At 69.9% G+C, this 23,245-nt stretch carries 19 protein-coding genes; 7 read left to right on the forward strand and 12 right to left on the reverse strand.

All coding sequences use genetic code 11. The features are described 5' to 3' along the window. Positions 1 to 8: 8 nt before the first annotated feature. Together AB0L97_RS11910 and AB0L97_RS11915 are read right to left on the reverse strand one after the other, a co-directional pair. A complete protein-coding gene (locus tag AB0L97_RS11910) occupies positions 9 to 1,031 on the reverse strand; it encodes an ABC transporter permease (protein ID WP_364428029.1) in 1,023 nt (340 codons plus the stop codon). Between the two features lie 11 nt (positions 1,032 to 1,042). Then, positions 1,043 to 2,092 (reverse strand): zinc-binding dehydrogenase, encoded by a 1,050-nt coding sequence (locus AB0L97_RS11915; protein WP_364428032.1) that lies wholly within the window; start codon positions 2,090 to 2,092, stop codon positions 1,043 to 1,045. A gap of 260 nt (positions 2,093 to 2,352) precedes the next feature. Here AB0L97_RS11915 and AB0L97_RS11920 point away from each other — a divergent pair, with 260 nt between their 5' ends. Then, a complete protein-coding gene (locus AB0L97_RS11920) occupies positions 2,353 to 3,411 on the forward strand; it encodes a response regulator transcription factor (protein ID WP_364428035.1) in 1,059 nt (352 codons plus the stop codon). A gap of 107 nt (positions 3,412 to 3,518) precedes the next feature. Beyond that, positions 3,519 to 4,949: an MmgE/PrpD family protein gene (locus AB0L97_RS11925; protein ID WP_364428038.1), complete on the forward strand. Its 1,431-nt coding sequence runs from the start codon at positions 3,519 to 3,521 to the stop codon at positions 4,947 to 4,949. Positions 4,950 to 5,072: 123 nt separating this feature from the next. Here the strand turns inward: AB0L97_RS11925 and AB0L97_RS11930 are convergent, their stop codons facing one another. After that, positions 5,073 to 6,674: a helix-turn-helix domain-containing protein gene (locus AB0L97_RS11930; RefSeq protein ID WP_364428041.1), complete on the reverse strand. Its 1,602-nt coding sequence runs from the start codon at positions 6,672 to 6,674 to the stop codon at positions 5,073 to 5,075. A gap of 180 nt (positions 6,675 to 6,854) precedes the next feature. On the opposite strand from AB0L97_RS11930, the gene AB0L97_RS11935 reads away from it, so the two are divergent. From AB0L97_RS11935 to AB0L97_RS11945, 3 genes are all read left to right on the forward strand, one after another. Further along, positions 6,855 to 7,739 (forward strand): helix-turn-helix transcriptional regulator, encoded by an 885-nt coding sequence (locus AB0L97_RS11935; protein ID WP_364428044.1) that lies wholly within the window; start codon positions 6,855 to 6,857, stop codon positions 7,737 to 7,739. 62 nt (positions 7,740 to 7,801) lie between these two features. Beyond that, positions 7,802 to 8,008 carry a hypothetical protein gene (locus AB0L97_RS11940; RefSeq protein ID WP_364428047.1) on the forward strand — a complete coding sequence of 69 codons (207 nt, stop codon included), beginning with the start codon at positions 7,802 to 7,804 and terminating at the stop codon, positions 8,006 to 8,008. 100 nt (positions 8,009 to 8,108) lie between these two features. Then, positions 8,109 to 9,317, forward strand: coding sequence for a CoA transferase (locus AB0L97_RS11945; RefSeq protein ID WP_364428050.1), 1,209 nt, complete (start codon positions 8,109 to 8,111; stop codon positions 9,315 to 9,317). 124 nt (positions 9,318 to 9,441) lie between these two features. Here AB0L97_RS11945 and AB0L97_RS11950 read toward each other — a convergent pair whose 3' ends face one another. Further along, the gene (locus tag AB0L97_RS11950; RefSeq protein WP_364428053.1) at positions 9,442 to 10,614 is read right to left on the reverse strand and encodes a CaiB/BaiF CoA-transferase family protein; all 1,173 of its coding nucleotides are present in this window, start codon (positions 10,612 to 10,614) and stop codon (positions 9,442 to 9,444) included. A gap of 279 nt (positions 10,615 to 10,893) precedes the next feature. On the opposite strand from AB0L97_RS11950, the gene AB0L97_RS11955 reads away from it, so the two are divergent. Together AB0L97_RS11955 and AB0L97_RS11960 are read left to right on the forward strand one after the other, a co-directional pair. Continuing rightward, complete coding sequence (locus tag AB0L97_RS11955) at positions 10,894 to 12,375, forward strand: aldehyde dehydrogenase (RefSeq protein WP_364428056.1); 1,482 nt, start codon at positions 10,894 to 10,896, stop codon at positions 12,373 to 12,375. A gap of 20 nt (positions 12,376 to 12,395) precedes the next feature. Beyond that, positions 12,396 to 13,790, forward strand: coding sequence for an MmgE/PrpD family protein (locus AB0L97_RS11960; protein ID WP_364428059.1), 1,395 nt, complete (start codon positions 12,396 to 12,398; stop codon positions 13,788 to 13,790). 228 nt (positions 13,791 to 14,018) lie between these two features. Here the strand turns inward: AB0L97_RS11960 and AB0L97_RS11965 are convergent, their stop codons facing one another. Genes AB0L97_RS11965 through AB0L97_RS12000 form a run of 8 tightly spaced genes read right to left on the reverse strand, consistent with a single transcriptional unit; the run spans position 14,019 to position 23,187 of the window. After that, positions 14,019 to 15,239, reverse strand: coding sequence for an acetyl-CoA C-acetyltransferase (locus tag AB0L97_RS11965; protein WP_067810334.1), 1,221 nt, complete (start codon positions 15,237 to 15,239; stop codon positions 14,019 to 14,021). A gap of 21 nt (positions 15,240 to 15,260) precedes the next feature. Beyond that, positions 15,261 to 16,409 (reverse strand): acyl-CoA dehydrogenase family protein, encoded by a 1,149-nt coding sequence (locus AB0L97_RS11970; RefSeq protein WP_364428063.1) that lies wholly within the window; start codon positions 16,407 to 16,409, stop codon positions 15,261 to 15,263. A 40-nt stretch (positions 16,410 to 16,449) separates the two neighbouring features. Continuing rightward, the gene (locus tag AB0L97_RS11975) at positions 16,450 to 17,631 is read right to left on the reverse strand and encodes a CaiB/BaiF CoA-transferase family protein (protein ID WP_364428066.1); all 1,182 of its coding nucleotides are present in this window, start codon (positions 17,629 to 17,631) and stop codon (positions 16,450 to 16,452) included. Continuing rightward, positions 17,628 to 18,419, reverse strand: coding sequence for an enoyl-CoA hydratase/isomerase family protein (locus AB0L97_RS11980; RefSeq protein ID WP_067810345.1), 792 nt, complete (start codon positions 18,417 to 18,419; stop codon positions 17,628 to 17,630). Before AB0L97_RS11980 ends, AB0L97_RS11975 begins: the two co-directional genes overlap by 4 nt. A gap of 10 nt (positions 18,420 to 18,429) precedes the next feature. After that, the gene (locus tag AB0L97_RS11985) at positions 18,430 to 19,581 is read right to left on the reverse strand and encodes a CaiB/BaiF CoA-transferase family protein (protein WP_364428070.1); all 1,152 of its coding nucleotides are present in this window, start codon (positions 19,579 to 19,581) and stop codon (positions 18,430 to 18,432) included. A gap of 14 nt (positions 19,582 to 19,595) precedes the next feature. Next, on the reverse strand, positions 19,596 to 20,765 hold the full coding sequence (locus AB0L97_RS11990) for an acyl-CoA dehydrogenase family protein (protein WP_067810348.1): 1,170 nt from the start codon (positions 20,763 to 20,765) through the stop codon (positions 19,596 to 19,598). A gap of 3 nt (positions 20,766 to 20,768) precedes the next feature. Further along, positions 20,769 to 22,712, reverse strand: a complete 1,944-nt coding sequence (locus AB0L97_RS11995) for an AMP-binding protein (protein ID WP_364428074.1) — start codon at positions 22,710 to 22,712, stop codon at positions 20,769 to 20,771. A gap of 13 nt (positions 22,713 to 22,725) precedes the next feature. Further along, on the reverse strand, positions 22,726 to 23,187 hold the full coding sequence (locus tag AB0L97_RS12000; RefSeq protein WP_067810351.1) for a MaoC family dehydratase: 462 nt from the start codon (positions 23,185 to 23,187) through the stop codon (positions 22,726 to 22,728). Positions 23,188 to 23,245 lie beyond the last annotated feature (58 nt).

Here is a 23,245-nt window from a genome sequence, read left to right on the forward strand (position 1 = left end):
GGGAATGGCTAGAGTTCGCCGCTCTTGGCGGTTTCCTCGTCGCGGGGGTGTAGCCAGGCGTCCAGGGCGACGGCCACGATGAGCACACCGCCACGGATGAGGTCCTGGACCGCGGTGGTGAGTCCGTGCAGGACGAGCAGGTTGTCGAGCACGGCGATGAACACCGAACCCGCGAGCACGCCGAGGATCGAGCCGCGGCCGCCCGCCAGGGAGATGCCGCCGATGACGGTCGCGGTGAGCGCGGTGAACAACAGCGGGTCGAACGAGGTGACGGTGGTCTGCACGCTGCCCTGGATGGAGACCGTCAGGTACCCCGCCAGCAGTGCCAGCAGCGCGGAGATCATGTAGGTGCCGACTTGCAGCGGCCGCACCGGGGCGCCGGTGGCGCGGGCGGTGGCGAAATTGTCACCCATGGCCCGGATGAGCCGTCCGGCCGAGGTATAGGTGACGAACAGCCAGGCCGCGAGGAACACCAGCGCCGCAAGGACGACGGGGCGCGGGACGCCGAACACCGCGCCGTTGCTCAGTTCGGCGATGCGGGAACCGGCGGGCAGCGCGTAGAAGTTGCTGTCGAGCAGGAAGACGTCGACCCCGCCGATCACCAGGAGCCCGGTGGCCAGCGTGACGAACAGCGCCGGCACTTCCACATAGGCGACCAGCACGCCGTTGATCAGGCCGGTGACGAGCGCGATCACCGCCGCGATCGCGATGGCCTGCGGTTCGGGCATGCCGCCGGATATCAAGGCGAGGGTGGCCTGCGCGCAGCCCAGTGCCACACCGGCGATGGACAGATCGATGCCCTTGCCCAGGATGACGATCGCCGCGCCGACGGCGAGGATGCCGAAGGCCGCCGACAGCCGCAGCAGGCTGGCGAAGTTGCCCGCGGTGAGGAACCCCGGGGTGGTCGCCGCGCCCGCCGCGCACAGCAGCACGGTGATGCCGAGGACGAAGTAGGCCTGTTCGGAGCGGCCGAGCCGGGCACGCAGCCCCGGGCGCGGCGCCGCGACAGCCCGGTCGGTGGTTGTCGTCATGGTCTCGGTCCTCAGAACTCGATGACGGCTTTGCCCGCCGCCTGCTGGTCGAAATCCGCATAGGCGCGCACGGCGTCGCCGAGCGTCCAGCGGTCGGTGAACAGGCGATCGAGGTCGATGCCGTGATCGGCGACGAACCGGGCACAGTCGGCCTGGCCGGTGAGCGAGAAGGTGTAGGAGCCGAGGACGGTGAGCTGTTTGCGGATGATGTCCGGGCTGACCTCGACGGTCACCTCCCCGCCCTCACCGACGAAGGCGACCCGCCCCCACTGTCCCGCCGCGCGAGCCGCCGCGGCGCGGGCGACGGCGGCGCCGGAGCAGTCGAGGGCGGCGCTCACGCCGAGCCCGGCGGTCAGCTCCCGGATGACCGCCACCGGGTCGTCCGCGCTCGAATCGATGGCGTGGGCGGCGCCGAACTCACGGGCCCGGGCGACCCGGTCGGCCTGCACGTCGACGGCGATCACCCGCGCGCCCATCGCGGCACCCAGCTGCACCGCCGACAGGCCGACCGGTCCGAGACCGAACACCGCCAGGGTGTCGCAGGCGTCGACGCGCAGCCGTCGCAGCGCGCCGAAGGCGGTGCCGGTACCGCACGAAATCGCCGCGCCCGCAATGAAACTCAGTTCGTCGGGCAGCGGGACCAGGGTGCGGACGGGCACCCTCAGAAAGTCGGCGTGGCCGCCGTGGGCGGTGGCGCCGAAGATGACCGCGCCACGCCTGCACATCTGGGTCCAGCCGGACCGGCAGTTGTCGCAGGCGCCGCAGCCGTCGTAGTGATGGATCATGACCCGGTCGCCGAGCCGCACGGTGCGGGGATCGACGTTCACCCCCAGTGCCACCACCACGCCGCACGGCTCGTGTCCGCCGATGATGCCGCCGTCGTCGCCGGAGAGGCCGAAGGCGGCCAACGCCTGCCCGGCGGGCGCCCGGTAGAACCGCAGATCGCTGCCACACATCCCCGAGGCCTTCATCTGCACCACCGCGTCGTCGGGGCCGGGTGTGGGGTCCGCGAATTCGGCGATCTCGAGGTTGCGATCCCCGTTGAACACAACTCCCCGCATGCCAGCTTCTCTCCTCCAGTCGGGACGGGCAGCAGCAGACTGCGTCGCTCCGTCGATCGGTCGAGGCAATATAAAATATGCAGTGTGGTGAATCACAAGAGGCGGGGCCGGAAGTAGACCGAACGGAGTACCCACTCCGACCTGGGCATGAGGCCCCGGCCGAGCAGGTGGGCCAATTGGAGCGATTCACAACACAGGTAGCGAATATTGAATATTCTGTATCAGCGGAGTAGAGGAACGGGAGCTGCGCGGTGATCGAGATGACGACTGCGAGCCGCGACCGGGCGGGCGGGGCGGATCTCGCCGCGCGCCTGGCCGCGCTGACGGCCGCCGCCGCCGAGTTGCTGGACCGGCCCATCGACGCCCCCGACGCCCCTTCCCCCGAAGCGGCCCGTCACCTGCTCGCCCGGCTCTGGGACGACACCCTCGCCCTCGTGACCGAGGCACCCCCCGGCACCGACATCGCCCCCGCGGCCGCCCTGCTGACACGCATCCGCGAGGCCGAGGCCGAGCTCGCCGCGTTGCGCGGCGCCGACAGCGCCCACCACCTGCGGTTGGCCGCGAGAGCCGTGGCGGCGCTGCGTGGCGCTCGCGGCACCGACGAACTCCTGGCGCGCGCGGCGGAGGCGGTGGGCACCATGGGCTTCGACCGCGCCCTGGTCTCGACGACCGAAGGCACGACCTGGCATCTGCACACCATGTTCGTGGCTCGCGATCCGCACTGGGCCGACGAGATACTCGCCGCAGGACGCGAATCCCGCCCCACGCTGGACGGACACTTGGTCGAGACGGACATCGTCAGCAAGGCCGAGCCCGGGCTCGTCTTCGATGTCCAGCACAATCCACGAGTCGTGCGGCCGCTGGTGGAGTTCACCCGGTGCAGCTCCTACGGCGTCGCCCCGATCGTGGTCGGAGACAGCGTGACCGGGCTCGTGCACGGCGACTACTACTTCCAGCGACGCGAAGTGGACGCCACCGCGCGGGCCATGCTGGCGGTGTTCGCCGAAGGGCTGGGTCACGCCTTGGCCGGGGCGGCCTTACTCGACGGTCTCACCGCCGTACGCTCGGGACTGGACCGGCTCACCCGCGCCCATACACCCCCGAACTCCGCCACCACCCGGCTGCCCGCACTCTCCGATCGGGAAGCCGAGGTGATGGACCTGCTCGCCGCGGGCCGGGCCAACCGGCAGATCGCCCGCGATCTGTCCATCACCGAGGCGACGGTCAAGACCCACATCACCCATATCCTGCGCAAACTCGGTGTCGCCAACCGGGCCGAGGCGGTGGCTCGCTGGCTGCGCGCGACATCCCTGCCATGACGGCCCGAGTGCGCGAGGCGTCCGACCTTGTCATCGATAATATATAATGCGAAAACCTCCCGGCCCTGTTCGCGGCCGGTGGCCCGTGAGTGCGAGAGGAATCCCCCATGCCCGAAACGATTGCCGAGCAGCTGGCCCGCTTCACCACCGGCGCCGACTACGACACCCTGCCGCCCGAGGCGGTCCAGGAGTCCAAGCGGCTGCTGCTGGACGCGATGGGCTGCGCGCTGGGCGCGGTCGACGAACCCAAGGGCCGCATCGGCATCGAGTACGGCAGGCTCACCGGCGGCACCGCGGGCGACGCCACCATCATCGGCACCGCCGACCGCGTCTCGATCTTCGGCGCCTCCTTCGCCAACGGTGAGCTGATCAACGCCCTCGACTTCGACGCCGTCCTGCCACCGGGGCACGTCTCCCCTTACGTGTTGCCCACCACGATGGCCATGGGCGAGAGCCGCGCCAGCTCGGGCCGCGAGGTGCTGGCAGCGGTCGCGCTGTCGCACGAGATGTCCTATCGCTTCTACAAGGCGATGGATTACTTGCGCGATGTGCAGAACGATTCGATGGACCTGTCCCCCGTGATCGGCTACAGCGTCACCGTTTTCGGCGGCGCGGCCGCGGCGGGCAAGCTGGCCGGGCAGTCCACCGAGACCCTCGCCAACACCCTGGGCATCGCGGCGGCGATCGCGCCGGTGAACTCCATGCGTCCGTGGATCGAGCACGCCCCGAGCGCCACCATCAAGTATCTGCTCGCGGGCACCCTGACCCAGGCCTCGCTCACCGCGGTGCACATGGCCGGCCTCGGCCATCGCGGTGACCTGCGGATTCTCGACGACGCCGAGGTCGGCTTCCGCCGCTTCATCGGCACCCGCCGCTGGGAACCGGACAACATCACCGACGGCCTCGGCACCGAATGGCGCTTCCTGGCCGAGCAGTCCTACAAGCCCTACCCGCACTGCCGCATCCTGCACGCCCCGCTGCACGCGCTCACCGAGATCATCGATACCAACGATCTGAAGCCGGAGGAGATCGACGCGATCCGCTGCTGGGGGGAGGCGGCGGTCATGCACCCGCTGTGGCAGAGCCGGATCGTGGAGAAGCCGCACGACGCGCAGTTCGACATCGCCCACGGCCTGGCCGTCGGCGCGCACCATGTCGTGCCGGGAAAAGCCTGGCACGCACCCGAACTCGTGTTCAGCGAGTCCGTGCTCGGGTTGATGGACAAGGTCACCTTCGCCCCGCATCCGGACTACTTCGCCGAGTTGTCGGCGCATCCCTCGGCACGGCCGACCAAGGTCGAGGTCGACGCGCGCGGCACGACGTTCACCGCCGAGCGCCGCTTCCCCAAGGGCAGCCCGTCCCCGGACCCGACCACCCGGATGACCGATGACGAACTGATCGCCAAATTCCGGGTCAACGCCCAGGGCGTGCTCTCGGAGTCGCGGATGGACGAGGTGGTGGAGTCGGTGTTCACGCTCGACTCCGTCGACGACTTCGGCGCGGTCATGCGACTGCTGGCGCCGGATACCGCCCGCTGAGACACTGCCAGCCGACCCGGGCCCGCTCGCCACGAGCGCGAGCGGACCCGGTGGCGTCTCACGGCCACGACACCGTGCGCCCGCGGTTTTCCCGGCCGGGATTCCCGCCGGCCGGGACCCACCTCACGCGATGCGCAGCGCCCGCATGCGGTTGTACAAGGTCGACCGGCTCACCCCGAGTGCCCGCGCGGCCTGCAGTTTGTTGCCACCCGCCGCCTCGATGGCCGCGACGATGATCTCCCGTTCGGCTTCGAGGAACGGCGAGCCGGGAACCTGAGCCGAGCGGTGCGACGCGGGCAGGTCGGTGGGGATGATGTCCCCGGCCGAGCGCGCCGCCGCGGCGGCCTCGACCACCCGGCGCAGCTCGGTGAAATTGCCCCGCCACGGTTGCCCGGCCAGGATCCGCAGGGTATCGGAGGTGAAGCGGGTCCGGTTGTGGCCGGTCACTTCGGCGAGCATGCGCTGGGCCAGCTGCGGGATCTCGTGCCTGCGCCGCCGCAGGGGCAGCAGGTCGACCCGGTCGGTGCACAAGGCGGACAGCGCGGCGTGCACCTCGTCGAGGTGGTCGCCGGGTGTGGTGGTCAGCGCGACCTGACGCGGCGTCCGGCGCAGGGCACGAGCCAGCAACGCGGTGAGCGGCGCGGACAGCAGCTCGATGCTCTCGACCACCACCGGTGGTCCCGGAATGTCCAGCGCGGCACCGAGTTCCGTCGCCCAGGCCTGCTCGCCGACGAGGACGATCTCGGTCGCGTCCAGCACCGTCGCGGCGGGGCCCGCCACGCCGAGCGCCTCCGTGGTGCGCCCGGTGCCGGATTCGCCCACCACCAGCAGGGGCCAGCGCGCGACCCGTTCCGCGACGCCGCGACGCGCGCGGCGTTCGTCGCAGATGTCGACCAGCACTCCCTGGGTGTCCTCGATCGGAGCGCACGTCAGCACGACCTCCCGGCCCGAGGCCAGGGTGAGCCGGTGGGACTCCTCGGCGCCGGGACGAAGACTCTCCGCGCAGGCCCGCACCGCGGCGTGGTCGGCCGGTGTCAGCAGATCCAGCGCCGAGGGGGTCGCCAGTACCAGCCCCTCACCGACCACCACCACCGAACGGCCGCGGCGGCCCGCGGCCGCCCGGAAGGCGCTCATCAACCGGCTCTGTACCCGAGGCGAGTCCTGCTGCAGGCGGTCCTCGATGTCGCGGACGATGCGGCGGGCCAAAGGCGCCGACAGGCGGTGATCCTCGTCGAACTCGCCACCGATGCCGAGGACGCCTTCGAGCCGGCGGGTCACCGGATGGACGATGGGGTGCCCGTAACAGGTGAAGGCGCGGAAGGCCGACAGAAAATGTTCCTCGCCGCGCACCAGCAGACTGCGCCGCGTCTCGAGCGGGGTGCCCATGGCATTGGTGCCGATCCGGTCCTCGCTCAGCCGCACCCCGGGCACGATGCCCACCGCTTCGATGGAGCGGCTCACGGCGCGCAGCGCGCCGTCGACCTCGAGGATGCAGGCAGCGTGATCGGCCAGCACCAAGGCGACCCGGCTGCCCTCGATCTCCCCCAGTGTGCGGCCGAGCACCGGCCGCGCCGCCCGGAGCAGACCGCTGTCGGTCGCGACCGGCCCGGGCGTCAGACGTGGAGTCGCGTCGCGCCGTAATCCGTTGAGCCGGGACCGGCGCCAGGACGACGCGATGTCCGGATGGACCCGTTCCTCGGAGGCCTGAGGCGAAACTGTGTGCACGCGATACCACCCTGTCTCGACGCCGAGACGTCCTCGTCCGACGATCCGAGCTGTGACTGAAGCAACATATTTTATACAGTGCGCTGGAGTCGGTGTCGAGAACGCGCAGATCGGCGCTACCGGGAGCCTGGGAAGGTTTTGTCCCAGGCGGCGGCGTCTCGCCGGGCATAGCGTGGTGACATGACGGAGAAGGCACCTCACCTCCGCGAGCTGGGCGGCTTCCTCAAGGCCCGCCGCGGCGAGCTCACCCCCGACGACGTCGGCCTGTCGGTGCACAGCGCCACCCCCCGCCGGGTCAGCGGCCTGCGGCGCGAGGAGGTCGCCGATCTGGTCGCGATCAGCCACGACTACTACACCCGGATCGAGCAGGGCCGGCTCGCCCCGTCCGAGCCCGTGCTCGACGCGCTGGTGCGCGCGCTGCGCCTGAACCCCGACCAGCGTGAGTACGTCGAAAGCCTGGCCCGCCGTTCCGAACGACGTGCGCCCGCCCGGCGGCAGGCCAAGCCGGTGCGCCCGCAGCTACAGCGGCTGCTCGATCAGCTCACCGATACCCCCGCCCTGGTGTTCGGCCGGTATCTCGACATCCTGGCGTGGAACGACCTGGCCGCGGCGCTGATCACCGATTTCGGCGGGATGCCCGCGCGCAAGCGGAACTACGTGCACATGGTCTTCACCGACCCGGCCATGCGCGAGCTCTATGCGGACTGGGAATCGGTCGCGCGGACCTGTGTCGCGATCCTGCGCATGGACGCGGCCGTCAATCCGACCGATCCCCAGCTGACCGCACTGGTGGGCGAGCTGTCGATCGCCGACTCACAGTTCCGGCAGTGGTGGGCGGCACGGCACGTCGCGCGCCAGGAGTTCGGCACCAAGACCCTGCACCATCCCGCCGTCGGCGACCTCACGCTGAACTGGGACACCTTCCGCGACACCGGCGACACCGACCAGCAGCTGGTGCTGTGGTCGGCCGATCCGGGCACCACCTCGCACGAGAAGCTGCGCATCCTGGGTTCCTGGTCGGCGCCGATATCCACGCGCGACACCACCGAACACCGCCCCGCCTGAGGCGCCTGCCGCTGTTTCCTCCCACCCCGCGCCACCGTCCGCTCGTCCCGGAAGCGACCATCGTGCCCGAGCCCCACACCCAAGTCACCGAGATACTCGACTATTTCGGCCGCTGCGCAGCCTGCGACTACCCCGCCTCGGCGCACCTCTACACCCACCACTTCGCCGATGGCTCGATCCATCGCGAGGTCATCGCCACCTGCGGCCTGCCGTGCGGCTGGCGGGGACCGGTGCCGCCACACCGGATGACCGGCCGTAATGGAACATAATATATAATCTCGGAAATTTCCTATGAAGGAGTGAGCGTTTGACACCGCAGCCAGTCACCAACGAGCCCTCCGCTCTTCCTGCCGCACGGCAGGCAGGCGCATGAGCGGGCAGCCGCTGGCGGGCCTGCGGGTCGTCGAATTCGCCAGCTTCGTCGCGGGACCCTCGGCGGGCATGACCCTGGCCCAGCTCGGCGCCCAGGTCATCCGGATCGATCCGCTCGGCGGCGGCCCGGACTACCGGCGCTGGCCGGTCGCGCGCGCCACCGGCGAGAGTCTGTACTGGAACTCGCTCAACCGAGGCAAGCAGTCGGTCGCGCTCGACGTGCGCAGTCCCGAGGGCCGCGAACTCGTGCTGGCGCTGGCCACCGCGCCGGGCGCGGACGCGGGACTGGTCGTCGACAACGCGGTGGGCCGCCCGTGGTTCTCCTACGAGGCGCTGGCCGCCCGCCGCGCCGATGTCATCAAGGTGCACATCGGCGGCCAGGCCGACGGGGGCCCGGCAGTGGACTACACGGTGAACACCGAGGTCGGCGTGACCGACCTGACGGGCCCCGCCGATACCCGCACTCCGGTCAATCATGTGCTGCCCGCCTGGGACTTCCTGGCGGGGACGACCGCCACCACCGCGCTGCTGGCCGCGCTGCACCGGCGCGAGCGCACCGGTGCGGGCGCCGATCTGCGGATCGCGTTGGCCGACGTCGCCCTCGCGGGCGTGGCGAACCTGGGCTGGCTCAGCGAGGTTCGCGAACGCGGGGACCGGCCGCGGCACGGCAATTTCGTCTACGGCACCTTCGGTGCGGACTTCGTCACCGCCGACGCCGAACGGGTCATGATCGTGGCGCTCACACCGCGCCAGTGGGCCGCGCTGGGTTCCGCGACCGGGACCACGAAAGTACTTGCCGCGTTGGAGGAGTCCCTCGGTGCGGACTTCACCGACGAGGCCGAGCGCTACACCCACCGGGAGACGATCGCCGCGGTCATGCGACCGTGGTTCGGCGCGCGTTCCGTCGCTGCGGCCGCCGCCGCGCTCACCGAGGCCGGGGTGCTGTGGAGCCGTTACCGGCGGATGAGTGACGTGGTCGCCGATTTCGAGGACGGCACCGGTTCCGAGGTGCTGGCCTCCGTCGACCAGCCCGGTATCGGCCCGATCATCTCCGCGCACAACCCGATTCGCGAGAACGGCGCCTACGGACCCGTGGGCATCGCCTCGGCCCTGGGCGCGGACACCGAGCAAGTGTTCGCCGATGTCCTGGGCCTGGATACCGCCGAGCTGAACCGGCTGCGCCGTGCGGGCGTGCTCGGGGATTGATCACGCAAAACGCGAAAAGCGCCGCCCCGGTTCCGGATCCCCGGGCCCGGGGCGGCGCTGTCACTGTGACAGTTGGTGGTCACGCCCGGACACTGAGCAGTGCGGCCGACCGGTCCACCACGGCTCAGTCCTCAATGAACAGGACGCCGCCTGCCACGAGGTCGTCGATCTGATCACCGGAGAGCACTTCCCCTGCCACCGATCGCGTGTCGGCGCCGACGCGCGGCGCCACGCCGGGACGGTCGGGGCGCTCGCCGTCGAACCGCCACGGCGGGCGCAGCAACGCCAGGGCGTCGGCCTGCGGCTCCACCATCCCCAACCAGCGGGTCTGCTCATGACCGACGTAACCGCTCATCGACAGCACCGGAGCGAAAGGCACATCGTGTTCGGTCAGCACCCGTTCCCAGTCGTCGAAGGTGCGACGCTCGAACTCCGCCTCGACGACCTTGACCAGTTCGAAGTAGTGCGCCTCGCGCGGGCGGTATTCGGCGAAGCGCGGATCCTCGGTGAGATCGAGACGGTCCATGGCCCGGCACAACGAGTGCCAGAACTTCTGCGACGACGACAGGTGGATGGCCAGGGATTCCCCCGAAGCGGTGCGGACACAGAAGTTCTGGGCCTGCGGGTGCCTGCTCTCCCGGGTCGGGTCGGCGCCGAGTTCGAAGGACTGGGTGATGCCGTCGGCGGTCAGGACGCTCACCGCCTCCATGATCGAGGTCTCCAGGTGCTGGCCCGCGCCGGTCCGCAATCGGCCGACCAGAGCGGCGAGCACGCCCGCCGTCGTCGTCAGGCCGGTCACCAGGTCGGCGCTCAGGCCACCCGTCAGCTGCGGGTGGCCCTCGTCGCCGAACAGCGAGTACATGCCGCCGAAGGCCATGCCGATGGTGTCGTAGGCGGGCCGGTCGGCCAGCGGGCCACCGGCGCCGAAGCCGGTGACCGACCCGTAGACCAGGTCTTCCCGCAACTCCCGGCAGACCTCTGGGCCGAGACCCAGGGCGGCGAGCTTGCCCGGCCGCATGTTCTCCAGCACCACGTCGAATCGCGGGATCAGCGCCTTGACCAGGGCCACGCCCTCGGGGCGCTTGAGGTCGACGGCGAGGCTGCGCTTGCCCGTGTTGTACTGCCGGAAATAGGGACTGCCGTCGTTCTGATGACGGCGGAAGTCCTCGCCCACGACCGGCCGCTCCACCTTCACGACCTCGGCACCGAGTGCGCACAGCATCGACGTGCCGAAGGGAAGGGAGATGTATCCACCGATCTCGAGGATCCGGATACCATCGAGCGGCTTGTGCTGCATTGCCTGCCTCCTGTGGTCAGTCTGTTCATATTATATATTGTCGCCGCACCCGGAGTTGTCTCCGGTCACCTCGGTGCGACCGATATCGGCACGTGGCAGTAGGCATGCCTAGGGCATCGAGTGGCCCGAGCGCAACGAAATCTTGGTCTCAGCGATTCAATATTATATAGTTTGTATGACCGGGATCACGACGGGCACTCTGCACCGCGGCCCGGAGACACCGGCGGCCGGGGCCGACACCGCACCGGGAACGCCGCGATCGTGAGCGAGGAGCTACCCATGACTGTGCCGACGGACGTCCGGCAGGGGCAGTACGACAAGGTGTTCATCGGCGGCGCATGGGTGACCCCCGCGACCGAGGACCGGTTCGCTGTGGTCTCGCCGGCCACCGAGGAGGTGCTGGCCCGGGTCGCCGAGGGTTCGGTCGCCGACATCGATGCCGCTGTCGCCGCCGCCAGGACCGCCTTCGACTCCGGTCCGTGGCCACGCTCGGACCTGAGTGAGCGCATCGCGGTGCTCACCCGGGTGAGCGAGGCACTGGCCGCTCGCCAGGACGAGGTCGCCCGGCTCATCAGCGCCGAAATGGGGTGCCCGATCACTCTGTCCACGCGGATGCAGTCGATGGGCACGCGGATGCTGCTCGACGCCTTCCTCGAGCTCGCCCCGCGGTACTCGTGGAGCGATGTCCGTCGCTCCGTGACCGGCAACGCCTTGGTCACCAGAGAGCCGGTCGGCGTGGTCGCCGCGATCGTTCCGTGGAACGCGCCGCTGCAGATCGCGATCATCAAGCTCGCGCCCGCGCTGCTGGCCGGTTGCACCGCGATCCTCAAGCCGTCGCCGGAGACCGCGCTGTCGGCCTACCTGCTGGCGGAGATCTTCGCCGAGGCCGGTCTGCCCGACGGCGTGCTGAACGTGGTGGTGGCCGGTCGCGAGGTCAGCGAGCACTTGGTCCGGCATCCGGGCGTGGACAAGGTCTCCTTCACCGGGTCCACCGCGGCGGGCCGCCGAATCGCCGCGATCTGCGGGCAGGATCTGCGCCGGGTGACCCTGGAGCTGGGCGGCAAGTCCGCCGCGGTGCTGCTCGATGACGCCGATCTGGACGCCGTGGTGCCGGTCATCCGAGCCCTGTCCCTGCGCAACAGCGGACAGGTGTGCAGCAACAAGACCCGCATCGTGGTCGCCCGCTCGCTGCGCGACGATCTCTACGACCGGCTGCGCGACATGATCGGCTCGACGCCGGTGGGTGATCCGTTCGATCCGGCCACCGAGATCGGCCCGCTGGTCAGCGCCGCGCAGCGCGAACGTGTCGAGTATTTCGTGGCCGCGGCGAAGGCCGAAGGCACCGAGATCCTGGTCGGCGGCGGGCGCCCCGACGGGCTGGAACGCGGCTGGTATGTACAGCCGACCGTGTTCGCCGATGTCGACCCCGACGCCCGCATCGCCCAGGAGGAGGTGTTCGGCCCGGTATTGACCGTGCACACCTTCGACACCGAGGACGAAGCGATCGCCATCGCCAACAACTCGCCCTACGGCCTCAACGGATCGGTGTTCGCCGCCGACCCGGCGCGCGCCCTGTCGGTGGCCCGCCGCATCCGGACCGGAACCGTCGAAATCAACGGCACCCCGGCCGGATTCTTCGCCCCCATCGGCGGTTTCAAGAACAGCGGCATCGGCCGTGAAGCCGGCCTGGAGGGCTTCGACGCCTACGTGGAACCGAAGTCCTACGGCCTGCCCCCGGCGCTGCTGGACACGCTCGGCTGATCCCACGCGAAAGGTTACCCATGTCGACCACTCCCCCGCTCGAGTCCGCCGTCGCCCGGCTGGTCACCGAGCTGGACTACGACTCGATTCCCGCCGCGGCGCTCGACGGAGCCCGGCGGCTGATGCAGGACCAACTGGCGGTGCAGATCGGCTGCGCGGCACTGCCGTGGAGCCGGGCCGTACTCGAGCTGACCCTGGCCTCGCACGCGCCCGGCGCGGCGCACGTCACCGGCTCCGCGCACACGATGAGCGCCGCCGACGCCGCGTTCGTCAATGCCACTTATGGGCACGGCTTCGAATACGACGACGCGCACCGCTCTAGCTCCAGTCATCCCGGCAGCACGGTTGTTTCGGCCGCGCTGGCGGTCGGCGAGGAAATGGGAGCGACCCTGCGCGAGGTGATCACCGGTATCGTGGCCGGTTACGAGGTTTACACGCGCATCGGCATCCTGGCCGCGCCGGAACTTCTGGAGCGCGGTTTCCATCCGCACGGACTGCTGTCGGCGTTCGGCGCCGCGGCGGTCGTGGCCAAGATGCGTGGATTCGACGCCGAGACAACCGTGCACGCCTTGTCGATCGCGATGAGCCACAGCGCGGGCACCACCGAGTACACCTCCTCGGGCGGTTCGGTCAAGCGCCTGCACGCCGGCATCGGCACCCGCAACGGCATCCGCGCCGCGGAGATGGCGGCGGCCGGGATCACCGGTCCCACCACCTTCCTCACCGGCCGGAAGGGCTTCTACCGCAGCTACGTCGGGCGGCCGGTGGCCGAGAACGCCGCGCAGCTGTTCGCGCCGGACGCCCCGTTCGAGATCACCCGGCTCTGGATCAAGCCCTACTGCTGCTGCGGTATCAACCACGCCTACATCGACGGCGCCCGGCAGCTGGCGGCGAAAGCCGGTGCGGTGACCGCCATCCGGCTCGGCATCCAGTCCGGCGGCGATGTGATCATCGGCAACCAGAACGCCAACGCCTACGCCCCGCGGATCATCGAGCACCTGCAATACAGCCTGCCGTTCCAGTTCGCGCTCGCGATCACCGGGCACGGCAACGGTTTCCGCGTCCACCACGACTACCTGTCCGGTGCGCTGGACCTGGGTCCGGACAGCGCGGTGGCCGAGATGGCCCGCCGGGTGCGCATCGAGGTCGACACCGAGCTCGACGCCGCCTATCCCGGCCGCTGGATCGCCGACATCACCGCCACCTACGACGACGGCTCCCGCGAGCACGTCTTCGTCGACAATCCCCTCGGCACCGCCGAGAACCCGATGTCGGCCGACGACCTCGACGCCAAGTTCCGTGATCTGACTTCGGTCGCCATGGGCACCGAGCGCAGCGAGGCCCTGCTGAAGTCGATCACCGCGAGCGACCCGGATCTGCCGGTCGCCGAATTCGCAGCCCTGCTGCGTCCCTAGAACCGGCGCCGTATCCGGGGTCTGCCGTCATCCCGGACACGGCGTCCCGGCCGGGCCGGGACGGAGAACCGGCGATCGAAGTACCCGAGGGGGAGTCGGACTTCGATCGTGTCCGTCCCGGCCCGTTGCTGTGTCCGGATTCCGAAAGCTCTGCCTTACCACGGAGTCGGGCCCCGGCCGACCTGTTCGATCGACCGGGGCCCGGCTCGTCTTACCCGAGTGGGTCTTTCAGGCAGTCTCGAAGGTGGCGGCGAGCCCCTGCCCGCCACCGATGCACATGGTGGCCAGGCCACGGCCGCCGCCACGCCGTTTCAGCTCGTGCAGCAGGGTGGTCACCATGCGGGCGCCCGTGGCGCCGATCGGGTGTCCCAGGGAGATGCCGGAGCCGTTGACGTTGAGCTTGTCGTGCTCACGCCAGCCCCAGCCCTCCAGCACCGCCAGCACTTGGACCGCGAACGCCTCGTTCAGCTCGACGAGGTCCATGGTGTCGAGCAGCGACACGGTGTCGGAGCCCTGCCGCGCGGCCAGTTTCGCCACGGCGGGCACCGGCCCGATGCCCATGCGGGAGGGGTCGCAGCCGGCGGCCGCCCAACCGGTCAGATAGCCGATCGGTTCGAGGCCCAGCACGTCGAGCTGGTCCTCGGCGACCACGAGCATGCCCGCCGCGGCGTCGTTCTGCTGGCTGGAGTTGCCTGCGGTCACGGTGCCGCCGGGGGTGATGGTGCGCAGTTTCGCCAGCGACTGCGGGGTCGAATCGGCCCGGATGCCCTCGTCGGTGGCGAAGACGACCGGGTCGCCCTTGCGCTGCGGGACCCGCACCGGCACGACCTCGTCGGTGAAACGGCCCTCGGCCCAGGCCGCGGCGGCGCGCTGGTGGCTGCGGGCGGCATAGGCGTCGGCTTCCTCGCGCATCAGGTTGTAGTCCTCGGCGAGGTTCTCGGCGGTCTCGATCATCCCGGAGATCCTGCCGAACCGGCCTTCGGGCTGGGACCGCTCACGACCCCGGTCGAGCCGGTCGAACAGCTGCACGGTGCCCGCGCGTGCGCCCCAGCGGGTGGCGGTCGAGTAGTACTCGATGCGGCTCATCGATTCGACACCTCCCGCGAGCACGACGTCGGCGGCGCCGGTCTGCACCATCATCGCCGAGGTGACCAGGGCTTGCAGGCCGCCACCACAGCGGCGGTCGAGCTGCATGCCGGGCACGCCGATCGGCAGACCGGCGTGCAGTGCCAGCCACCGGCCGACACAGGGCACCTCCGAGCTGGCGTAGGACTGGGCGAACACCACGTCATCGATGCGTTCGGGGTCGACTCCGGACCGTTCGACGACGGCGTTCACCACGGTGGCGCCCAGATCCTCGACCGGGACGTCACGAAGCGCGCCACCGAAGGTGCCGACCGCGGTGCGGGACGGTGCGACCAGCGCGGCACGGCGGAGACTGGAAGTCATTGTCGGAAACTCCGATTCGGGTCAGATCGCGTTGCGGGCGATCAACTGTGCGGCGATGACATTGCGCTGGATCTCGTTGGTGCCCTCACCGACGATCATCAGCGGCGCGTCCCGGAAGTAACGCTCGACGTCGTACTCCTTGGAGTAGCCGTAGCCGCCGTGCACACGGATGGCGTCCAGAGCGATCTGCATGGCGGTCTCGGAGGCATAGAGCTTGGCCATGCCCGCCTCCATGTCGGCGCGTTCGCCACGGTCGAGCTTCTCGGCGGCATCGAGGGTGAGCAGACGGGCGGCACGCTGCTTGGTGGCCATGTCGGCCAGCAGGTTGCCGATCGACTGATGTTTCCAGATCGGCTTGCCGAAGGACTGCCGTTCCTGGGCGTAGCGCACGGCGGCTTCCAAGGCGGCCTGCCCGACGCCCAGCGCGCGGGAGGCGACCTGGATGCGGCCGACCTCGAGGCCGCGCATCATGTGCGCCCAGCCCTGGTTCGGCACACCGCCGAGGATCGCGTCGTCACCGACCCGACGCCCTTCGAACACCAGCTCGCACGCTTCGACGCCGCGGTAGCCGAGCTTGGGGAGCTTCTTCGAGACGGTCAATCCCGGTCCTGGTTCCACCAGGATCACACTCATCCCCTTGTGCGCGGGCTTCGCGTCGCGGTCGGTGACGCACAGCAGCCCGATCAGGCCCGAGTGTGCGGCATTGGAGATCCAGGTCTTGGATCCGGTGATCGACCAGGATTCCCCGTCGCGGGTGGCGGTGGTGCGCATGGCCTGCAGGTCCGACCCGCCACCGGGTTCGGTCAGCGCCATGGTGGCGCGGATGGCGCCCTCGGCCATCTTCGGCAGATAGCGGTCCTTCTGCTCCTGGGTGCCGAAGGTCTTGATGAGGTAGGTGATCACCGAGTGGCCGCCGATGGCGCCTGCCAGGCTCATCCAGCCGCGGGCGAGTTCCTCGGTGACGCGGGCGAAACAGGCGGTGCTAACGTCGACGCCGCCGTAGTCGGCGGGTGCGAGCAGGCCGAAGAAGCCCAGCTTCTTCATCTCCTCGATGAATTCCTCGGGATAGATGTCGTTCTCGTCGAACTCGCGGACGCGCCCGGACACCCGCTGGTCCACGAATTCGGCGACCAAGTCGACCATCTGCTGTTCATCGGCTGTGAGACTCATCGTCGGTCACCACTTCTTTCGGTTCGGTTCAGTTCGCGCGTCATGGTTGCGCGACGGCGGAAGTGCCCGCGACAGGCGCGAATTCGGCCCGCAGCGCCTCGGTGTGCGCGCCGAGAGCGGGGACGGCGCCGTGCACAGCGGGCCAGTCCCGGGCCAGGCCCGGCGGCAGCAGCGCGGGCACCGGGCCGGACGGGGTTCCGACCTCACGCCAGCGGCCGCGTTCGCGCAGCTGAGGATGATCGGCGAGCTCGCGAACCCCGTTGAGGCGCGCGTTGCCGATCCCGGCGGCGTCGGCGGCGGATTGGATATCGGCGAGCGTGCGCTGGGCGCACCACCGCCCGACGATCGCGTCCAGCTCGTCGCGATGCCGGACCCGGTCGTCGTTGTGCGCGTAGCGCGGATCGGCGGCGAGTTCCGGGGTGTCCATGAGATCGGTGAGGCGCAGCCATTCGCGATCGCTGGTGGTACCGAGCACGGCGGTCTGCCCGTCGGCGGTCGCGTAAGCGCCGTAGGGGGCGATCATCGGCGAGCCCATGCCGACCGGCTCCGGTTCGGTGCCCGCGTGCAGCACCTGGTTGAGCGCGAAGCCCATCATCTCCGAGACCACGTCGAGCATCGCGACCGGCACCACCGAGCCACGGCCGGTGTGCTCGCGGTCGTAGAGCGCGGCCAGGATCGCCGAATACGCGTAGAGGGCGGTTCCGATATCGGCCACCGGAATTCCCGGTTTGGCGGGGCGGCCCGGGGTGCCGGTGATCGAGCACGAGCCCGCTTCGGCCTGGATCAGCAAGTCGTAGGCGCGCTTGTGGTCGAGGGGACCGCCGCGACCGTAACCGGAGATGTCGACCACGATCAGGCGCGGGAAACGTGCGGTCAACTCGTCCACGCCGAGGCCGAGGCGGTCCAGCGCACCTGGACCCAGATTGCTGACCAGCACGTCGGCCACGCCGAGCATGCTCTCCAGCACGGCCAGGTCGGCGGGAGCGCGCAGGTCGAGGGCTGCGGATTCCTTGCCGTGGTTGAGCCAGGTGAAATGCGCCGACAGACCGCCGACGACAGTGTCGTAGTGCCGGGTCGAATCGCCGTAGCCGGGCTGTTCGACCTTGATCACGCGGGCGCCGAGGTCGGCGAGGTGGCGGGTGCACAGCGGGGCGGCGATGGCCTGTTCGAGGCCGATCACCGTGACACCGGCCAGTGGGCCGTGCGCGCGTGGAGTGCTCATGAGAACTTCGGCTCCCGCTTCTCCCGGTGGGAGGTGACGCCCTCGATCACATCGGGGCCGGCGAAGTTGTAGAACTCCAGGCCCAGCGACGCGTCGAAGATCGGCATGGCCTGGCGGTACCAGCCGTTGAGCGCCATCTTGGTGCCCTGCAGACCGGCGCGCGACCCCGCGGCGAGCTTCTGCGCGACCTCGAAAGCCTTGTCCTGCACCTGATCGTCGTCCACACACAGCGAGACCATGCCGATGCGCTCGGCTTCCTCTCCGGTGAGCACTTCGTTGGTGAGCAGGTGGTACTTGGCCTTGGCCATGGAGGTCAGCAGCGGCCAGCAGATGGCAGCGTGATCACCGGCGGCGACACCGAGGCGCACGTGCCCGTCGACGATCTTGGCCTTGCGGCCCGCGATCGAGATGTCGGCCAGCAGCGCGGCCACCAGACCCGCGCCGACCGCGGGGCCGTTGATGGCGGAGATGATCGGCTGGGGCACCTCGATGATGTTGCGCACCAGGTCGCGTGCTTCGCGCATGACGCGGGTGCGGGAGGCGTAGTCGCCGATCATGTCGTCGATCAGGTCGAAGCTGCCGCCCGCGGAGAATGCCCGGTCACCCGCACCGCGGATCAACACCGCGCGCACGGATTCGTCGAGCGCGACGACCGGCCAGATGTCGGCCAGGTGCCGATGTGCTTCGGCGCCCACCGCGTTCAGGTTCGGTCCGTCGAGCACGATGCGCAGCACGCCCTCCGCCGGGCGGTCGACCCGGAGCGCCGAGAATTCCTCGTAACCGGTCACTGTTGTCCTCTCATTCTCCGACCGACACGGCGTCGGTGCGAGTGGCGGCGGTCTCCCACCGGGCGTGGATGTCGGCGATGTCATCCGGACCCGCTGGCGGGACAGTGGGCGCGCGGGTCGGCGTCCCGCTGAACCGCGGCGCGGGCGCCGGGTGCAGAACTCCCGAAACCCGGGTGTACACACCACGTTCCACGTTGTGCGGGTCGGCGGCGGCTTCGTCGAAGGTGAGCACCGGTGAGACGCAGGCGTCGGTGCCCCGGTAGATCCGCGCCCACTCGTCGCGGGTGCGCCGGGCCACCGCCTCGGCGATGAGCGCACGCAGCCGCGGCCACTGCGCGCGATCGTCCTGCTCGGGCCAGTCGGCGCTGTCGACACCCAGACGGCTGACGAACTCGGCGTAGAAATCCGGTTCGAGGGCGCCGACGGCCAGGTAACGGCCGTCGGCGCACAGGTAGGTGTCGTAGAACGGCGCTCCGGAGTCCAGGAAGTTGGTGCCCGGTTCGTCGGAGTACAGCCCCGCCGCCCGCAGCCCCTGCAGTTTGGCCGTCAGTACCGCCACACCGTCAACCATCGCCGCGTCGATCACCTGTCCCCGGCCCGTGCGCGTGGCCTCGACCAGCGCGCAGGCGATCCCGAACGCGCCGATCGCCCCACCACCGGCGTAGTCGCCGAGCAGATTGATCGGCGGCCGCGGTGCGCCACCGGCGGAGGCGAGCGCGTGCAGGGCGCCGGACTGGGCGACATAGTTGATGTCGTGTCCGGCGTCGTGAGCGCGCGGCCCGGTCTGGCCGTAGCCGGTGAGCCGGACGTAGACCAGGCGGGGGTTGCGGGCCAGCGCGTCGTCCGGGCCGAGCCCGAGCCGTTCGGTGACGCCGGGGCGGTAGCCCTCGACGAACACGTCGGCCGAAGAAGCGAGGCGCAGAACGGCTTCGCGTCCCTGCGGATCCTTGAGATCGACGGCCACCGAGCCGACGCCGCGGTTGACGACGTCGGTCTGCTCGCTGAGACCGTCGGTCTGGCTCAGGGCCCGCGCGGAGCGGTGCGGCGGCCGCACGACGCGCACGACGTCGGCGCCCATGTCGGCCAGCAGCATCGACACATAGGGCACCGGGCCCATGCCCGCCAGCACGACGACCCGCACTCCCGCCAGTGGTCCCGTCATCGGTTCGGCTCCTCTTAGTACGACCGGGGCAGGCCCAGAACCTGCTGGGAGATGTAGTTGCGCACCATCTCCTGGGAGAACGGCGCGTTACGCAGCAGGCGCACCTCCCGCCACAGCCGCTCGATGTGATACTCCTTGGCGTAGGCGTACCCACCCAGGGTGGAGAACGCCCGGTCACAGGCCTCGAACCCGGCCTCGGCGCCCAGGTACTTGGCCGCGGCGGCCTCGGGGCCGCACGGCAGGCCCGCGTCGAAGAGTTTCGCCGCCCGCAACGCCATTCCCTCGGCCGCCTCCAAGCGGATCCAGGAGTCGGCCAGCGGATGCGCCACGGCCTGGTTCCGGCCGATCGGCCGGTCGAACACGACCCGGCTCTTGGCGTATTCGCTGCCGATCTCGAGGGCGGCGCGGCCGAGGCCGATGCCCTCCATGCCGACCACGATGCGCTCGGGGTTCAGCCCGTCGAGCAGGTAGTAGAAGCCCTTGTCGACCTCACCGACGAGGCGGTCGTCGGACACTTCCAGATTGTCGATGAACAGCTCGTTGGTGTCGATGGCGGCGCGCCCGAGCTTGTCGATCTCGCGGACGGTGATCTTGGAGCGGTCCATGTCGGCCAGGAACAGCGACATGCCCCACAGCGGCTTGTCCTCGCGCCGCGGCGAGGTGCGGGCCAGCAGCAAAATCTTCTGCGCGTTCTGGGCGTTGGTGATGAACACTTTCTGCCCGTTGACGATCCAGCCGCCGTCGACCTTGGTCGCCTTGGTCTTGATGCGCGAGGTGTCCACACCGGCGGTGGGTTCGGTGACGCCGAAGGCCATGAGCAGTTCGCCGGAGGCGAGCTTGGGCAGGTATTCCCGCTTCATCTGCTCCGAGCCGTACTTCACGACCGGGGCGGGCGGGAAGACATAGAAGTGAATGGCCGAGCCGCCGCTCATGCCGGCGCCGGAGGCCGAGATCTCGGCCATCATGACCGCGGCTTCCTCGAGGCCGAGGCCGATGCCGCCGTACTCCTCCGGGATCATCGCGCCCAGCCAGCCGCCCGCGGCGAAGGCTTTGACGAAATCCCAGGGGTATTCGTGCTTGCGGTCTTTGTCGAGCCAGTAGTCGTTGTCGAACTTGCGGGCCAGCTCGCGGGTGGCCTGGCGGACGACCTCGACCTTGTCGTCGGTGTCGGGGGTGGTCGTCATGGACTACTCCTGTTCGTCGCCCACGGACACGGGGATCGCGTCGAGGGGGGTGGTGGGGTCGAGGGCGGACATGTCGCCGATGGGCGCCCCGAGGAAGCGCGCGCGGATGGCGCGGCGCATGATCTTGCCGTTCTTGGTCTTCGGCAGCGTGGTGACGACGTGCACCGCCGGGGAGAACGAGCGGCCCGCGTTGGCGGTGGCGGTCTCCTGCAGGTCGGCGGGTGCCTCGCCGGCGGCGCGCAGCACCGCGAAGGCGACCGCGCGCTGGCCGCGCTGCTCGTCGGGCACGCCGATGACGGCGACCTCGGCGATCCGGTTGTCACGCAGCAGCGCCGCCTCGATCTCGGCGGGACCGACCCGGCGTCCGGACAGTTTGAGCGTATCGTCGGACCGGCCGTGGATGCGCCACATGCCCGCCTCGTCGACGCTCGCGAGATCGCCGTGCACCCAGACGCCGTCCCAGCGATTCCAATAGGTGTCGAGGTAGCGCTCGCGGTCCTGCCAGAAGGCGTGCGTCATGCCAGGGAAGGTGTTGCGCACCACCAGTTCCCCGATCTCGCCGGTCACCGGTGCGCCGTCCTCGCCGAACACCGCGGTGTCCACGCCCGGCAGGGCGCCGTTGAACGCGGCCGCCGCGGCGGGCAGGAACGGGTAGCCGATGAGCAGACCGCCGCCGACCTCGGTGCCACCGCTGTAGTTGACGATCGGCGTCTTCTTCCCGCCGATCTCCTCGAACAGCCACCACCAGGTCGGCTCGTCCCAGGCTTCGCCGGTGGAGACGAAGGCGCGCAACGTTTCCAGCGACTGGGTGACCGGTTCGCCCGCGGCCTTGAGCGCCCGCGCCGCGGTGGGCGCGATGCCTGCGACAGTGACCCCGTTGCGATCGATGATCTCCCACATGCGATTCGGCGTGGGGTGCACCGGAAGGCCCTCGATCATGACGATCGTGGCGCCCAGCTGCAGCGGGCCGGTCATCAGCATGGGCCCGACCAGCCAGCCCAGATCGGTGATCCAGGAGACCACGTCCCCGGCGTGCACGTCGAAGCCGTAGCCGAAGTCCACCGCCGTCTTCACCGCGAAACCGCCGTGCGAGTGCACGATGCCCTTCGGGCGGCCGGTGGTGCCGGAGGTGTAGACGACGGTCAGCGGATCGTTCGCCTCGGTGGGCGCGGTCTCCACCGGCGCGGGCGCCGGGTCGAGTTCGTCGTAGTAGACATCGCGTCCGGCCCGCATCGGCACGTCCGAACCCAGATGCCGCACGACCACCACCGAGCGCACCGCAGGCGCGGTAGTCAGGGCCTCATCGAGAGTGACCTTGAGCGGCACGGTCTTTCCGCGCCGGGTGGTGCCGTCGGCGGTCACCACGACCACGGCCTCGGAGTCCTGCAGGCGCGTGGCCAGCGCGTCGGGAGCGTAGCCGCTGAAGGTGGGCACGGAGATCGCGCCGAGCATGGCGATGGCCAGGAACGCCACGGCCGCCTCGGGCACCACCGGCATGAACAGCAGCACCCGGTCGCCGCGGCGCACGCCACGGGCGGCCAGGTTCGCCGCGAACCGGCGCACCTCGGTGTCCAGTTCGCCGAAGGTCAAGGTGCGGCGCGCGCCTTCGTCGCCTTCGTAGACCACCGCGAGCCGGTCCGCGGCGGGCCCGCGCGCGTGCCGGTGCGCGGTCAGCTGCGCGACGTTTACGCGTCCGCCGGGGAACCACCGGGGGAACGGCGTGCCGCCGGATTCGTCGAGCACCCGCTCGAAAGCCATGGTGAACTCGACCTCGAGATCCGCTACCGCCGCCCGCCAGAACCATTCGGGGTCGGCGATGGCACGCCGGTTGAGTTCGGTCACCGCGGTGGCATCGGTGTCCAGCCCCCACGAGCGCATCGCCGCCAGCAGGCGGCTGCGTTCGCGGGCCTCGTCACTGGGCACCCAGGCCGGCTGGTCGTCGGTCATGGTGGACTCCCTCTCAGGCCTGCTCGGCCGGGCGCTTGAGCATCAGACCGACGCGCACGGCGTCGCAGACGATCTCGTCGCGCTGGTTGATGCCAAGGTGGCGGAAGGTCACGATGCCGGAGTCGTCGCGGCTCTTGGACTCCCGGCGGGCCTCGATCTTGGTCTGCACGTGGATGGTGTCGCCGTGGAAGACCGGCTTGGGAAACTTGATCTGCTCGAAGCCCAGGTTGCCCAGGGTGGTGCCCTGGGTGGTCTCCGGGACGGTGATGCCCGAGACCAAGCCCAGGATGAACAGACTGTTCACCAGGCGCTGACCGTAGATCGATTTCTTCGAGTACTCCGCGTCCAGGTGCAGCGGCGCCAGGTTCAGGGTCATGACACTGAACAGGGTGTTGTCGGCCTCGGTGACCGTCCGGCGGGTGGGGTGATCGATGACCAGCCCGGGTTCGAGTTCCTCGAAGTACAAGCCCGGCATGTCGTGTCCTTTCGCGATACGTGCGGCCGATCCGCCGTCCAGGTGAGGTGGCGCGCAT

The sequence above is a fragment of the Nocardia sp. NPDC051911 genome (genome assembly GCF_040681035.1).
Classification (GTDB): Bacteria; Actinomycetota; Actinomycetes; order Mycobacteriales; family Mycobacteriaceae; genus Nocardia; species Nocardia sichangensis.

What these genes read in the sequence shown, in the direction of transcription:
- AB0L97_RS11910 (WP_364428029.1), bottom strand. Translation starts at nt 1,031, where the DNA reads ATGACGACAACCACCGACCGGGCTGTCGCGGCGCCGCGCCCGGGGCTG.
- AB0L97_RS11915 (WP_364428032.1), bottom strand. Translation starts at nt 2,092, where the DNA reads ATGCGGGGAGTTGTGTTCAACGGGGATCGCAACCTCGAGATCGCCGAA.
- AB0L97_RS11920 (WP_364428035.1), top strand. Translation starts at nt 2,353, where the DNA reads ATGACGACTGCGAGCCGCGACCGGGCGGGCGGGGCGGATCTCGCCGCG.
- AB0L97_RS11925 (WP_364428038.1), top strand. Translation starts at nt 3,519, where the DNA reads ATGCCCGAAACGATTGCCGAGCAGCTGGCCCGCTTCACCACCGGCGCC.
- AB0L97_RS11935 (WP_364428044.1), top strand. Translation starts at nt 6,855, where the DNA reads ATGACGGAGAAGGCACCTCACCTCCGCGAGCTGGGCGGCTTCCTCAAG.
- AB0L97_RS11945 (WP_364428050.1), top strand. Translation starts at nt 8,109, where the DNA reads ATGAGCGGGCAGCCGCTGGCGGGCCTGCGGGTCGTCGAATTCGCCAGC.
- AB0L97_RS11950 (WP_364428053.1), bottom strand. Translation starts at nt 10,614, where the DNA reads ATGCAGCACAAGCCGCTCGATGGTATCCGGATCCTCGAGATCGGTGGA.
- AB0L97_RS11955 (WP_364428056.1), top strand. Translation starts at nt 10,894, where the DNA reads ATGACTGTGCCGACGGACGTCCGGCAGGGGCAGTACGACAAGGTGTTC.
- AB0L97_RS11960 (WP_364428059.1), top strand. Translation starts at nt 12,396, where the DNA reads ATGTCGACCACTCCCCCGCTCGAGTCCGCCGTCGCCCGGCTGGTCACC.
- AB0L97_RS11965 (WP_067810334.1), bottom strand. Translation starts at nt 15,239, where the DNA reads ATGACTTCCAGTCTCCGCCGTGCCGCGCTGGTCGCACCGTCCCGCACC.
- AB0L97_RS11970 (WP_364428063.1), bottom strand. Translation starts at nt 16,409, where the DNA reads ATGAGTCTCACAGCCGATGAACAGCAGATGGTCGACTTGGTCGCCGAA.
- AB0L97_RS11975 (WP_364428066.1), bottom strand. Translation starts at nt 17,631, where the DNA reads ATGAGCACTCCACGCGCGCACGGCCCACTGGCCGGTGTCACGGTGATC.
- AB0L97_RS11985 (WP_364428070.1), bottom strand. Translation starts at nt 19,581, where the DNA reads ATGACGGGACCACTGGCGGGAGTGCGGGTCGTCGTGCTGGCGGGCATG.
- AB0L97_RS11990 (WP_067810348.1), bottom strand. Translation starts at nt 20,765, where the DNA reads ATGACGACCACCCCCGACACCGACGACAAGGTCGAGGTCGTCCGCCAG.
- AB0L97_RS11995 (WP_364428074.1), bottom strand. Translation starts at nt 22,712, where the DNA reads ATGACCGACGACCAGCCGGCCTGGGTGCCCAGTGACGAGGCCCGCGAA.
- AB0L97_RS12000 (WP_067810351.1), bottom strand. Translation starts at nt 23,187, where the DNA reads ATGCCGGGCTTGTACTTCGAGGAACTCGAACCCGGGCTGGTCATCGAT.